Origin of the sequence: Lysinibacillus sp. G01H (assembly GCF_028872195.1) — a bacterium.
Taxonomy (GTDB): domain Bacteria; phylum Bacillota; class Bacilli; order Bacillales_A; family Planococcaceae; genus Lysinibacillus; species Lysinibacillus capsici.
In genome coordinates this window covers 3,941,027-3,954,469 of sequence record NZ_CP118397.1, presented here as the reverse complement: position 1 = coordinate 3,954,469, position 13,443 = coordinate 3,941,027, and the positions used below count along the sequence as shown (strand labels likewise).

The 13,443-nt window shown below is 38.2% G+C and carries 12 protein-coding genes and 1 riboswitch; of the genes, 10 read left to right on the top strand and 2 right to left on the bottom strand.

Annotated features, from left to right (window positions below):
* Positions 1-157: 157 nt before the first annotated feature.
* The 8 genes from PSR12_RS20155 to PSR12_RS20120 all read left to right on the top strand — a co-directional run bounded on the left by PSR12_RS20155 (position 158) and on the right by PSR12_RS20120 (position 11,038).
* Positions 158-1,147 (top strand): C39 family peptidase, encoded by a 990-nt coding sequence (locus PSR12_RS20155; RefSeq protein ID WP_257520609.1) that lies wholly within the window; start codon positions 158-160, stop codon positions 1,145-1,147.
* Between the two features lie 55 nt (positions 1,148-1,202).
* Positions 1,203-2,435, top strand: a complete 1,233-nt coding sequence (locus tag PSR12_RS20150; protein WP_004225618.1) for a carboxylate--amine ligase — start codon at positions 1,203-1,205, stop codon at positions 2,433-2,435.
* A complete protein-coding gene (locus PSR12_RS20145) occupies positions 2,432-3,133 on the top strand; it encodes a cysteate racemase (protein ID WP_004225616.1) in 702 nt (233 codons plus the stop codon). Before PSR12_RS20150 ends, PSR12_RS20145 begins: the two co-directional genes overlap by 4 nt.
* Positions 3,134-3,349: 216 nt before the next feature.
* Positions 3,350-4,498 carry a DEAD/DEAH box helicase gene (locus PSR12_RS20140; RefSeq protein ID WP_004225614.1) on the top strand — a complete coding sequence of 383 codons (1,149 nt, stop codon included), beginning with the start codon at positions 3,350-3,352 and terminating at the stop codon, positions 4,496-4,498.
* Position 4,499: 1 nt separating this feature from the next.
* The gene (locus tag PSR12_RS20135) at positions 4,500-5,729 is read left to right on the top strand and encodes an aminopeptidase (RefSeq protein ID WP_257520608.1); all 1,230 of its coding nucleotides are present in this window, start codon (positions 4,500-4,502) and stop codon (positions 5,727-5,729) included.
* Positions 5,730-5,759: 30 nt separating this feature from the next.
* The gene (locus PSR12_RS20130) at positions 5,760-6,662 is read left to right on the top strand and encodes an SGNH/GDSL hydrolase family protein (protein WP_274770269.1); all 903 of its coding nucleotides are present in this window, start codon (positions 5,760-5,762) and stop codon (positions 6,660-6,662) included.
* A 141-nt stretch (positions 6,663-6,803) separates the two neighbouring features.
* On the top strand, positions 6,804-7,961 hold the full coding sequence (locus PSR12_RS20125; RefSeq protein WP_274770267.1) for an exonuclease SbcCD subunit D: 1,158 nt from the start codon (positions 6,804-6,806) through the stop codon (positions 7,959-7,961).
* Positions 7,958-11,038, top strand: coding sequence for an AAA family ATPase (locus PSR12_RS20120; protein ID WP_274770266.1), 3,081 nt, complete (start codon positions 7,958-7,960; stop codon positions 11,036-11,038). The genes PSR12_RS20125 and PSR12_RS20120 overlap by 4 nt, the downstream gene beginning before the upstream one ends.
* A 30-nt stretch (positions 11,039-11,068) precedes the next feature.
* Here the strand turns inward: PSR12_RS20120 and PSR12_RS20115 are convergent, their stop codons facing one another.
* Positions 11,069-11,191: a hypothetical protein gene (locus tag PSR12_RS20115; protein ID WP_255601705.1), complete on the bottom strand. Its 123-nt coding sequence runs from the start codon at positions 11,189-11,191 to the stop codon at positions 11,069-11,071.
* Positions 11,192-11,246: 55 nt separating this feature from the next.
* Complete coding sequence (locus tag PSR12_RS20110; RefSeq protein WP_009371560.1) at positions 11,247-11,570, bottom strand: magnetosome magnetite crystal formation protein family; 324 nt, start codon at positions 11,568-11,570, stop codon at positions 11,247-11,249.
* Between the two features lie 125 nt (positions 11,571-11,695).
* Positions 11,696-11,803: riboswitch (TPP riboswitch) on the top strand.
* Positions 11,804-11,937: 134 nt separating this feature from the next.
* On the opposite strand from PSR12_RS20110, the gene thiT reads away from it, so the two are divergent.
* Together thiT and map are read left to right on the top strand one after the other, a co-directional pair.
* Entirely contained in the window at positions 11,938-12,498 is a 561-nt protein-coding gene (gene thiT / locus PSR12_RS20105; protein ID WP_274770265.1) for an energy-coupled thiamine transporter ThiT, read from the top strand.
* A gap of 162 nt (positions 12,499-12,660) precedes the next feature.
* Complete coding sequence (map, locus tag PSR12_RS20100) at positions 12,661-13,416, top strand: type I methionyl aminopeptidase (protein WP_004225600.1); 756 nt, start codon at positions 12,661-12,663, stop codon at positions 13,414-13,416.
* Positions 13,417-13,443 lie beyond the last annotated feature (27 nt).

Sequence of the window (13,443 nt, the reverse complement as noted above, 5' to 3'; positions counted from 1 at the left end):
TCTTGTGAAACTCGCTATTAGTACAAAATATAGTTATTAAATCAAGATAAAATAGGAACGGCTATGAAAGTATCGTATAATAGAGTCTACGACAAATGGAATAATGAGTATGGCGAAGGGGGCTGCTCTTCGCCTTAGAATAGGAGCGGAATTTGTCTTGTGGACGGGGTATAAACGCCTTTTACTTATTGGCATTTTGATTATTATGTTACTTTCAGGCTGTCAGCCATTTTCTCAGCAAGATGCTGAACAAAAAAATCAATTAACGGTTTTAACAGTAGAATTTAATAGCGGGGCACCTATTCCAAATCTCTTCCTTACGGTTACAGATGTACAAACAGGTGATGTAGTGGAAGAAGCGATTGGTTCAGAAGAGGGAGAAGCTATCTTTTCGAAGCTAAAGGCAGGGAGAGAATATGCAATTGCGGCAACGACACTTGAAAATAGTACGACAAATAATGGGTATACAACAATCGAGAATTTCACTTACGATACAACTAAGCCCTATTATCGATTGCAAACACACTTTTTAAGAGACGATCAGGAGTTAGATGTCCCTGTTGTCATGCAAAATCCTGAGCTGCCACATGGCTGTGAAATTACTTCACTTACAGCCGTATTAAATTATTTTGGAATGAATGTGTCAAAACTCGAAATGACTGACAAGTATTTACCAAAGCAAGAAATACGAACTGTAGGCAATCAACGTTTTGGACCAAATCCCAATGAAGCTTTTGCAGGTAACCCTCGTGATAAAGCTCGAGGCATGTATGTTTTTGCTGCTCCAATTGTCAAAGCGGCTGAGGCAGTTATTACAGATAAACAAGCTGACCTACATGTCAAAAATATGAGTAACGCCTCACAGGATGATATTTTACAGCTTGTGCGTGAAGGTATTCCTGTCGTGACATGGGTAACACTAGATCTATCGAAGCCTAAACGAAAAGCAGAAAGAGGCTGGATTTATACAGGGGAAACGACTCCACAGGATGCTTTTATGAACTTACATGCAGTCGTCTTAACGGGACATTTAGGTGATAAGGTAGTCGTAATGGATCCTTTAAAAGGGTATGTGACTTACAATGTCGATCAATTTTTCAAAAGTTATCAGGAATTAGGCAAACAAGCTGTAGCTGTTCATAAATAAGCTATAAATCATTAGTATGTTACACTAATAAAAAAGTAAAAGTGAGTTGAGTAGAATGGCCATTGAGCACGTTTTTTTACCTGTTTTACTTGGAGATGAAATGAATGCTTATGGCATGGCCAGAGCATTTTACGAAGCCTATGGTGTGAAGCCACTTGCACTAAACCATACGAATATGGAAAAAATTCAACAAAGTGATTTATGGACTTTTCGTGAGATACCGCGACTTCATATCGAAGAAAGGTTTGTGACCGCTTTAAAAGCTATTGCGGAGGAGTTCCAAGACAAAAAATTACTGTTATTAGCCTGTGATGAATTTTATGTCAAAAAAATCGTTGAACATAAAGAGGAGTTAGCAGAGAATTTTCTAGTTCCTTATGTAGACGCCCCACTTGCGCATCAACTTTTAACTCGTGAAAGTATGTATGAACTATGCGCACAATTTGGTTTTCAATACCCTGCCACACATGTATGCACGGTGAATGATTATGAAGACTACGACATGCCATTTGATTATCCAATTGTCATTAAGCCGATGAATATGACAAAATATGCTACATGCATTTTTCCTGGTAAGAAAAAAGTATATATTGCATATGATAAGGATGAAAAGGACAGTATATTACGTGCTATCTATAAAGAATCAGCATATCGTGATGATTTGATGATTCAACAATATATTCCTGGAGAAGATGCTAACATGCGGGTTGTTAATGCATATATAGGACAAGATGGGAAGGCAAAACTTCTTGCCGTAGGAAACCCTATTTTAGAAGAGCATTCTCCAAAAGGGATAGGACGTTATGTAGCGATTATGACAACCTATCATCAGGAATTAATGGATAATGTTAAGTCCTTTCTCGAAGCGATACAATTCCATGGCTTTGCCACATTTGATATGAAATATGATGATCGTGACGGTCAATATAAATTGTTGAGTATTGAATTACATAATGAACTTTCCAATTATTATGTGACGGCCAGTGGCTTTAATTTAATGCAGTATGTAGCGGACGATTATGTTCGAGGAAGTAAACAACAACTAACATATTTGAAGAACAAGCATCTTTGGACAATCGTACCGAATGGTGTGCTGTTCAAATATGTTCAAAATGAACAACTAGTAATGGAGGCGAAAAGTTTAATTCGACAAGGGATGGCTACAGATTCTATTTTTAACTATAAGGATATGAATGCAAAACGTTGGTTGAATGTCACGCTTGATAATTTAAGCTTCTATCGCAGCTATAAGAAATATTTTAATAACAAAGGTCTGTCTAACACATGAAAAAACAAACTTTAGGTATTATTGGTGGCGTTGGTCCACTTGCAACAATGTTTATAGGAGAAATGATTGTAAGGCGTACAAAGGCACAAAAAGATCAGGACCATTTACATACCATTATTGATAATGATACAAATATTCCTGACCGTACGGCTTATATTTTAGATAATACAAAGGAGAATCCGGTACCAGTCATTATTGAGGATGCAAAAAAACTAGCTTCGGTAGGAGCACACATAATTGCGATCCCTTGTAATACGGCGCATACGTTTTATCAAGAAATTGAAGAGGGTTCTCCTATACCTGTCTTGCATATGATTCGCGAAACAGCGAAGCGTGCTGCTGATTTAGGAGCAAAGCGAGTAGGTATTTTAGCAACAACAGGCACGTTAACATCACGGATGTATCAGGAAGCACTTGAGCAGTTTGGTATTACACCAGTTGTTCCAGATAATGAAATGAGATCCTATGTGATGTCAATCATTTATGATTATGTCAAGGCTGGGAAGGATGTTACGCTAGAAGACTGGCAACCGATAGAAGAGGCGATGCTAGCATTAAATTGTGATCGAATTGTATTAGGTTGTACAGAGCTTTCTATTGTTAATAGAGATTTGAAGCTAAGTGACATTTATATTGATTCATTAATCGTTTTAGCGGAATGTGCCATTTTAGCTTGTGGTTATGAATTAATCGATTAGTTGAATTGAAAAGAATCTGCTTGCTTTTCACGGGTAAGCTACAATTCTTGAAAGAGTTGTGGACAGGCTTACTTTTCCGTGTTGAGTGAAGCAGATTTTTTATGAAAGGAAGCAATGTTTTCTTGAAATGATTAGATAATTGCTTACGTACATATAAAGTAGGAACCTACGGAGTGTGTTAAACTAGTGTCAAGTAGATAGAAGGTGGGAAATAACATGTCAGTCATTAATTTATTAAAAGAAGAACTACAAGCAAAATGGAACTTTGAAACACCCATGAAAATTCAAGATGAAATGATACCAGCTATGCTTGAAGGCAAAGATATTGTCGCGGAATCACCTACAGGATCAGGTAAAACGTTAGCATATGTCTTACCATTATTAAATAAAGTGAATGGGGCAAAAAAGCAAACGCAAGGACTGATCGTAGCTCCCTCGCAAGAGCTTGCTATGCAAATCGTAGAAGTTATACGTGAGTGGACGGCTGGAACAGACATTACTGTTCAACAGCTGATTGGTGGTGCCAATTCTGCTCGTCAAATTGAAAAGTTGAAGAAAAAGCCAACGATTGTTGTTGGCACACCTGGTCGTTTAAACGAATTAGCACGAGCAGGAAAATTAAAACTCAAAGAAGTCGAAACAGTTATTTTAGATGAATGTGATCAATTACTAAGTCGTGAATACCGTGTTGTTATCAAATCCTTTATCGAAGGTTCTGCCTATGGCCGACAAGTTGTTGTTGTGTCGGCTACGATTACAGAGGAAATTGAATTAGTGGCGAGTCGTATGATGTTTGAGCCACTGCGTTTTAAAATTAAGCCTGAGGACATGTTAAAGGTTGGTAAAGTTGTCCATTCTTTTGTGAAGGTAGAAGAACGTGATAAAACGGATTTCCTCCGCCGACTTTCCCATACAGAGGGTTTAAGAGCGTTGGCTTTTGTTAATAATATCGATCAATTATTAATGAAGGAAACAAAACTACAATACCGTTCAGCACCGATTGTCACGCTCCACTCTGATATGAAGAAAGAAGAACGGAAAAAAGCGTTAGATGCATTCCGTAAAGGAGACGCACGTATTTTAATTGCAACAGATATTGCAGCTCGTGGTTTAGATATTGCTGGTTTAACACATGTTATTCATGTTGATGTCCCACGAACAATTGAACAGTATTTGCATCGTTCTGGTCGTACTGGGCGTGCTGGAGCAGATGGTGAAGTATTAACCTTATTATCTTATCGTGATGAAAAAACCTATAAAAAATGGACAAGGGAAATTCCAGGCAAGCCTGTGCAAAAAATATGGCATGATGGCGAGCTGATTGAGGGTAATTCTAAAACAATTGGACAGAAGCGAGGGAAATAGTATGACATTTGAAGAGAAATTACAGGCATATGCAGAGCTTGCAGTAAAAGTTGGTGTGAACATCCAACCAGGTCAGTACTTATTAGTCAATACATCTGTGGATGCTTTAGATTTTGCCCGTTTAGTTGTAAAAGAGGCTTATAAGGCTGGAGCAGGCCGTGTTCATGTAAATTTTTCCGATGATGAATTGGATCGTGCTTATTTTGAGCATGCTTCCGATGAGGAATTTAATCGCTTCCCTGAATGGGTTGTGAAAATGCGTGATGAACTGATTGAACGTAAAGGAGCTCTTTTATGGATTGATGCAGCAGATCCTGATAAGCTAACAGGAATTCCAGCAGACAGACTAGCAACACATCAAAAAGTATCAGGGGCAGCATTGAAAAACTATCGCAATGCAGTCATGAAGGATTTAATTGCTTGGTCCATTGTAGCAGTTCCTTCAGCTAAATGGGCAGCAAAGGTTTTCCCTCAATTAACAGAGGAGCAGCAAGTACCTGCATTATGGGAAGCTATCTTTAAAACGGTTCATATTGGAGAAGGCAATGCAGTTGATAATTGGCGTCAGCATGTAGCTAATTTAGAATCTCGTGCACAGCTTTTAAATAATAAAAAGTATGCAAAGCTTCACTATACAGCACCTGGTACAGATTTAACAATCGCTTTAGCACCACAACATAAATGGCTAACTGGTGGTAGTAAAACACCAGAAGATAATGTCTTTGTGGCCAATATGCCAACAGAAGAAGTTTATACACTGCCAATGAAACAAGGTGTAAACGGTTATGTTAGTAATACGAAGCCATTAGTCTATCAGGGCAATATCATCGATGGCTTTAAATTAACATTTGAAGAGGGCAAAATTATTCAGGCAGAGGCTGAAGTAGGACATGATTTATTGCAAGAGCTTATTCAAGTGGATGAAGGCTCGAGCTACTTAGGTGAAGTAGCACTTGTCCCACACGAGTCACCAATTTCAGCTTCGGAGATTTTATATTTCAATACGCTGTTTGATGAAAATGCTTCAAACCATTTAGCTATTGGTGAGGCATATCCGACTTGCTTAGAGGGTGGTAGAGACCTAGAAAACGGTCAACTTGAAGCATTGGGTGCCAATATTTCTGTGACACACGAAGACTTCATGATTGGCAGTGGTGAAATGGACATCGATGGTATTTTACCAGATGGTACGGTTGAGCCAATTTTCCGCAAGGGTAGCTGGGCTTTTTAATTTTTAGTCAATAAGAAAAGAGGGAAGCAGATGAAACGATTATGTAGCTTGCTAGGTATGACAGTATTATTCATGACAATTTGGGTTTCATCTGCTTTTGCTCAAAAAGAAACCTATGTGGCTATTGGCGATTCCTTAGCAGCAGGTCAAACACCCTACAAAGAAATTGATGTAGGGTATAGTGATTTGATTGCCATGAAATTAAGTTCCATTGGTCAATTATCATTTTATACAAAAGAACTTGCTTTTCCTGGCTTTACTACGGCAGATGTATTAGAACGAATACGATCTGAGGAAGCGCAAAATTTATTAGCAAATGCGACACTTATTACAATTTCGGCAGGGGCTAATGATTTATTACGTCTTGTCCAGGTAAACCCACATGCAGGGACCTTAGCTTTTTCACAGCTTCAGGCAGATTACGCTTTAAATTTGGCTAGAAAAAATATGATATCGATTTTGGATGAATTAGAAGAACGTGCGCCTAAAGCAAAAATCTATGTCATAGGGTATTATTTTGCGTATCCAACAGTTCATCCGACGCAAAAAGAAGGAACAAACACCCAGTTAGTTAGATTAAATACGATTTTACAACAACAAGCAGAGCAAGCTGGCGCAGCTTATATAAATGTCTATGATGCCTTTGGATTGAATGCAACCAACTACTTACCAAATAGTGCCGATGTTCATCCAAATATTGAAGGCTATCGACAAATGGCTAACTCATTTTTACAGATTTATAGTGGGAGAGATGCTTTAAACATCTCTTCAGCAGAATTGCCAGAGCCAAATCCCAAATCATTTGAGGAAATCCTAAAGCAACAATCATCAGCGAAGCCTCGGAAGCAAAATGTGGCACAACATCAATCTCCTCGTATGACTTACGTAATTCAGGGATTCCCAGGATATAAGGCATTTATCAAATACATCTAAATAATCGATATCTAAGGCATCTTACCTATTAAGATGCTTTTTTCTATGAAAACCAATTTTGGCTAGAACTACTAAACCTTTAGTGTGCACTAGATGGGGAATAGTCATGCTAAAATATAGAGAAGACTAGGAGGTACTAGAATGAAAATATTTCATACAGCAGATTGGCATTTAGGAAAGCTTGTTCAAGGTGTCTATATGACAGAAGATCAACATTATATTCTTCAACAATTTATACAAGCGATAGATGAGGAAAAACCAGATGTAATTATCATCGCAGGTGATTTATATGACCGTTCGATGCCTCCTATTGAGGCAGTTAATTTACTAAATGATGTATTAGCGAAAATAGTATTAGAAAAGAAGATTCCTGTTCTAGCAGTGGCGGGAAATCATGATAGTGCAGGTCGTTTAAATTTTGGTAGTCGTTTAATGCGTGATAGTGGTTTATATATTAAGGGCCAATTTACAAAAAATCATGCACCTATTGTTTTGAATGATCAACATGGAGAAGTACATTTTCATTTAGTGCCCTATACGGAGCCAGCTGCTATTCGCAACATCTTTGAAGATGAGTCAATCCGTTCTCATCAAGACGCCATGCGGAAAATTATTGAGCATATCACAGAAGACATGGACACAAGTAAGCGTCATGTTTTTGTTGGACATGCTTTTGTGACGAAGTATGGTGAGGAGGAAGCAAATACTAGTGATTCCGAGCGACCACTTTCCATTGGAGGCTCAGATTGTGTGAATGCAGCTTTATTCAAACCTTTTCACTATACGGCTCTTGGGCACTTACATAAGGCACATTTTGTTTTAAACGAAACTATACGTTATGCCGGCTCTATCTTAAAATACTCGTTATCTGAGCATTTACATGAGAAAGGTTTTTTAATCATCGAATTAGACGAGCAAGGTAACACCACAGTAAGTAAAAGAAAGCTTGTGCCAAGAAGAGATCTACGAGTAGTAGAAGGTCAATTAGAGGAGTTATTAACGCTCACACCAAGTGAGGATTATGTATTTGTTAGATTGACGGATAAACTATCTGTGACTTCACCAATGGAACGTATTCGTAGTGTATTTCCGCACGCTATGCATGTGGAGCGGAAGGTACTAAGACAAGATATGCCACGTGAACTACAAGTAGTAGAAGCTGAAAAACTAGAGGATATTGATTTATTCCGTTCATTCTTCACTGATATTATTGGCATTCAGCCTGATGAAGATACGGAACGCCTATTCACAGAGATGTTACAGGAGTTATTAGATGAGGAGCGAGAGACTGTAAAATGAAGCCATTAAAGTTAACAATTACTGCGTTTGGTCCATATAAAGACACGGAAGTAATTGATTTTCAAGAGCTAGGGGAGCATCGATTGTTTGCCATTTCTGGAAAAACTGGTGCAGGTAAAACAACCATTTTCGATGCTATTTGCTATGCTCTTTACGGATCAGGTAGTGGGGAGGATCGACAGGATACAGCTTTACTAAGAAGCGGTTTTGCACATGATGAAGTTTATACAGCTGTAGAACTCGTCTTTGAAATGCATGGAAAAGTCTATCAAATAGTACGACAGCCAGGTCATATTAAAGAAAAAAATAAAACGGTTACTGGAAAGAAAGTAGAGTTAGCAGAAGTAAAAGAGGGAAAGCTGGATTATAGCATTGTAGAGAAACAGCAAACGCTTGAAGTCGATAAGAAATTGCAGGAAATTATAGGTCTCACAAAAGATCAATTTAGCCAAATTGTCATGTTACCTCAAGGTGAATTTAGAAAACTATTAACCTCTGATTCAACAAATAAAGAAGTAATTTTACGGAAAATCTTTAAAACAGATCGTTTCGGTGTCATGGCAAAAAAGCTTGATGCCAAGCGTAAAGAAGCAGAAAGGGATCTTGAACGTGCCAAACAATTAAAAGAACATTTACTTGGTCAAATTGTGGGCGCCTTACCACAGCGTTCTTCCGCTTTATTCACATTGATTGCTGATAATACGGAAAATTTACATCAACTAACAGAGGCACTTGATGAGGAGCTTAGCTACTATAAGAAATGTGGAGAAGATGAACAGTCATACTATGAAGAAGCATATAGCCTTCATCAAAAAGAGCAGGAATATTATCGCTTAGCAAAAACGCTAAATGAGCAATTTGATGAACAAGCTACTCGACAGCAACGGCTGCAAATGCTTTTACAACAGCAGGATTTATACCAAGCAAAGGAGAAGGAGATTGCTTTAGCAGAACAAGCAGAGCGACTTGTGCTACTAGAACAACAATGCAAGGATTTACGTGCTGAACTGAATGTAAAAGAACTAGCTTTTCAACAAGCAAAGGTTAAGCAACAGCAGTCACAAGAAAAGTTGCAAGACGCACAAGAAAAATATGAGATAGAGCAGGCTAAAGAATCTGAACGACAGCAAGTCTTACAGCAGGAAATGCAGATGCTAGCGCTATTGCCGAAATTTGAAGCCTATGAAAACAATATACAGCAGCTGCAAATAGCGGAGCAATATGCTGAAAATGCAAAACGAGCAGTAAATGATAACCTCAAACTTTTGGAAAATGAACAAGAGCAATTCCAGCATTTTTCTCGATCGTTAGAAGGCTATGAAAAACAGGTTGAACCCTATGAAAGCTATTTAGAGCAATTACCGAAACTACGGGAACAAGTTGCTTTAATCAAGCAAGCGGAGAAATATAAATATGCCGTAGAGTTAGCTAAGCAGGATGTAGTTGCTTCAGACAGTCTCTATCAAGATAGTAAAGAGGCTCTTCAACTTTTGCAGCAACGGTGGCTGACGAGTCAAGCTAGTATTTTAGCAGAACAGCTGAAGGAAGGAGAAGCCTGTCCTGTTTGTGGTAGTATGACACATCAGAAAGCGCACAATGAACAACTGGAAGTTATTGAGCTTGCTCAAGTGGAAGCATTAAGAGCGAAGGCATCATCAGACGAGCGTAAGTATTTAGAGAAAGAGGCATTTTTAGCATCAGCGCAGCAACTTCTTCAAGATACATGGCAACAACTTGAGGCACAGCATATTAAACAAGAAGACCAATCACAGATCACCGCTACTTTACATGAAGTGGAACAAGAGATTGCTGCATTAAAAATTATTCAACATCAATTAGCTGATGTGCGATTGAAAATAAAGCATCAGCATGAGCGAATAGAACAGCTACGAAATAAACATATGAAGCTAGAGCAATATTTAGCAGAGCAGATAAAAGAATGGACAAAATTACAAGCGGTTGTAGACGAACAACTTAAGCAGATGCCCCCTAATTTACCAACTTTACAGCAATTAAAGCAACAACTGAATGAAGTTAGAAAACAGAAAGAAGAGCTTCAAAAAAGTTGGCAAGTGAGTCAGGAAAATTTGCATGCAGCAAAGGAAACAGCTAGCAATACAACACTAACTGTAGAAATTGCCGAACAGTCCTTTGAGGAATTACAGCTTAAAATGAATGAAAAGCTTCAGCAATTTACAGCAAATATGCAAGAATTAGGTTTCGAAAGCTATGAGGCTTATGCTACTGCTAAACGGAGTGCCATACAATTAGATGCACTTCGAAAAGCATGCAGTGACTATGCTTTACAAGTACACACGTTGCAAATCCAGATTACCGAAGGGGCTACCTATCTTCAAGGGAAAGAGAAGCAAGATTTAGAGGCGCTTGAAGCAAGAGTAGAACAGCATCGAATTTCCTATGAGGAAGCATTTAAACGTTTGCAACAGATGAATGGCTTTATACAAGCATGCCAAGGCTTTAGTGAAAGGGTGGAAGAAATAGCGAAAGAGCTTCATTTACTTGAACAAGAAGCAGGGCGAGTAAAGGAGCTCTATGGATTATTAAATGGACAAAACTCGAAAAAGCTATCCTTTGAGCGGTATATACAAATTAACTACTTAGATCAAATTACAGAAGCTGCCAATATACGTCTGTATCATTTATCAAACGGTCAATTCGAGCTTAGACGTTCAGATAGATTAGAAAAGCATGCGAAGCAAAGTGGCCTTGGTCTTGATGTTTATGATGCTTATACGGATCAATTACGAGATGTCAAAACTTTATCAGGTGGCGAAAAATTTAATGCTTCATTGAGCCTTGCATTGGGGATGGCAGATGTGATTCAAAGCTTCCAAGGTAATATTCATATTGAAACGATGTTTATTGATGAGGGCTTTGGCTCACTCGATGAGGAATCACTAAATAAAGCAATTGATACATTAATTGATTTACAGGATTCTGGTCGTATGATTGGCGTTATTTCTCATGTGCCTGAATTGAAATCTGCGATGCCAGCAGTTTTACACGTGGAAAAAACATTGAATGGCCATAGTCAAACCCATTTTGAAGTGAAATAAAACGAAGGCGTATAGGAATACGCCTTCGTTTTATTTTTTTCGAGTGGTGGTATTAGGTGTTGTGCCCTTTTTTGCAGCCATTACTTTTTTTACGATAGGAATAACAATAGGTGCTAACTTGACGGCAGTTTTTACAACGTTTGATACTTTCATCCTAAAACAGCTCCTTTTACAATTACTACTACCTGTTTCACGTAAAAATAAAACATTAACGGATAACACGAACAGCCTGAATTATATTCCAAATCACAATACCTAGTGAGACGAGAGCATAGATGGCGAATGAAGCAAACCAAATAATCATCACCGTCTTGTTATTGGAGGTTGGATCTAAACTAAATGTAGAAAAAACAAAGACAATAAAGAATAGAATGCCAAAAACAAAAGGTATTAAATGAGAGACAAGTGCACGAATCGAATGGCTTTTTACATCACTGTCTTTTGTCACAAAATATACAATTAATGGAACGATAAAAGGGGCGAAGAAAATACTAAGATAACTAAAGGCAGCTAAAATTTTTTGATTCTCCATAGTTGTACCTCCTTTTTAAATATTTACGCATGAAAAACAGCAAAGTTTCAAAAAAATGATGTATGGAAGGTTGTAATCCTTCAATCCTTTGCGTACAATGAGATTGTTCAAATAAATTCAGATGTAACGACCACAAGGGGAGCTGATGATGTCAGCTGAGACTGGGCACGTAATGCCTTGACTCTTCGAACCTGTAAGTTAACGCTTGCGTAGGGATGTGGATAGAAACCGACACTTGTACGATGTGAGGCTCTGTCCTGACATCGTTTTTTCGTCCTTAAAGGAAAAAAGGTGTCAGAAAGAGACATATCAGCGCTTTTCTATTCCTGCTCTTGTATCCTACATCGGAACAAAGGAGAGAATATGTATGGACAAAAAAAGACTATTAATGCTAGTGGAGATTGCGATTTTTGCAGCGATTGGTCTCGTACTGGATCAGGTTTCCTTTAAAGTATGGGCACAAGGCGGCTCAGTTAGTCTTGTTATGGTACCAATTATGTTAATAGCATTTCGCTGGGGCTTAGTAGCTGGGCTAACAACTGGATTACTCGTAGGTGTAATGCAAACCATGTTTGGTGCTACGATTGTGCACTGGCTACAAGGATTCTTGGATTATGGAGTTGCTTTTACAGTTGTAGGATTAGCGGCGGTTGTTCGTGGACCAGTGTTAGACGCTGCTAAACATATGAACAAAATAAAAATGGCACTTTATATAATCATAGGTACCGTTTTCGCAGGCTTCTTACGATACACAGCACATACAATTGCTGGTGCTGTATTTTTTGCCGAATATGCCGGTGACCAAAATGCATGGATCTATTCCATCATCTACAATGGTACATATATGCTACCAGCAACCATTTTAACGGCAATCGTTGGTGTTCTTTTATTCACAGCCGCTCCACAATTAATGCAAAGAAAAGCTTAATGCAAGTCCCTTCACATGAGTGGAGGGGCTTTTTTATCGTGAATAGCTCTTTTAGCACTTTGCAAAGTAGGAAAGCATACAATATTTAAAGCGTTTATCGTTATACGCATAAAAAGTTATGTTATATTAAAGAATAGATATTAGATGAAAGGGACGTTATACATGATTGTAAAAACGCAAGAAGAGATTGAAGCTTTTAAAAAAATAGGACGCATTTGTGCTGAAATTCGCGAAGCGATGAAAGCTGCAACAAAGCCAGGAGTTACAACACTTGAGCTTGATGAAATTGCTGGTCGCATGTTTGCAGAGGCTGGCGCTATTTCAGGACCAAAGGGAGAATATGATTTTCCAGGGTATACATGTATTAGTGTCAATGAAGAAGTAGCACATGGTATTCCAGGAAAGCGTGTTATTCAAGAAGGAGATATCGTAAATATTGATGTTTCTGGTTCTTTAAATGGCTATTTTGCTGACACAGGTATTTCATTTGTTGTGGGTGATGGCTATGAGGACAAAGAAAAGCTTTGCCGTGTTGCTAAAAGTGCCTTTGATCGAGCAATGACAAAAGTAAAGGCTGGATCTAAATTAAATCAAATTGGTAAAGCTGTTGAACGCGAGGCAAATGCTAATGGGTTAACTGTTATTATGAATTTAACAGGTCATGGCTTAGGTCAATCTTTACATGATGAACCAAACCATATTTTAAATTATTACGATGCATGGGATTCTACTATTATGAAAGAAGGTATGGTCCTTGCGGTTGAGCCATTTATCTCAGCAAATGCAGAGCATATCGTAGAAGCAGGTGATGGCTGGACATTCGTGACACCTGATAAATCACTTGTAGCTCAAATCGAACATTCAGTCATTGTAACAAAAGATAAACCAATTATCTTAACGTCATTAGACGAAGAATAGGATGCAATGAAAAAATCCTGCTAACCA

Excerpts from the sequence above, each read along its gene's own strand:
- PSR12_RS20150 (WP_004225618.1), top strand. The coding sequence starts at position 1,203 with ATGGCCATTGAGCACGTTTTTTTACCTGTTTTACTTGGAGATGAAATG.
- PSR12_RS20145 (WP_004225616.1), top strand. The coding sequence starts at position 2,432 with ATGAAAAAACAAACTTTAGGTATTATTGGTGGCGTTGGTCCACTTGCA.
- PSR12_RS20140 (WP_004225614.1), top strand. The coding sequence starts at position 3,350 with ATGTCAGTCATTAATTTATTAAAAGAAGAACTACAAGCAAAATGGAAC.
- PSR12_RS20135 (WP_257520608.1), top strand. The coding sequence starts at position 4,500 with ATGACATTTGAAGAGAAATTACAGGCATATGCAGAGCTTGCAGTAAAA.
- PSR12_RS20130 (WP_274770269.1), top strand. The coding sequence starts at position 5,760 with ATGAAACGATTATGTAGCTTGCTAGGTATGACAGTATTATTCATGACA.
- PSR12_RS20125 (WP_274770267.1), top strand. The coding sequence starts at position 6,804 with ATGAAAATATTTCATACAGCAGATTGGCATTTAGGAAAGCTTGTTCAA.
- PSR12_RS20120 (WP_274770266.1), top strand. The coding sequence starts at position 7,958 with ATGAAGCCATTAAAGTTAACAATTACTGCGTTTGGTCCATATAAAGAC.
- PSR12_RS20115 (WP_255601705.1), bottom strand. The coding sequence starts at position 11,191 with ATGAAAGTATCAAACGTTGTAAAAACTGCCGTCAAGTTAGCACCTATT.
- PSR12_RS20110 (WP_009371560.1), bottom strand. The coding sequence starts at position 11,570 with ATGGAGAATCAAAAAATTTTAGCTGCCTTTAGTTATCTTAGTATTTTC.
- thiT (WP_274770265.1), top strand. The coding sequence starts at position 11,938 with ATGGACAAAAAAAGACTATTAATGCTAGTGGAGATTGCGATTTTTGCA.
- map (WP_004225600.1), top strand. The coding sequence starts at position 12,661 with ATGATTGTAAAAACGCAAGAAGAGATTGAAGCTTTTAAAAAAATAGGA.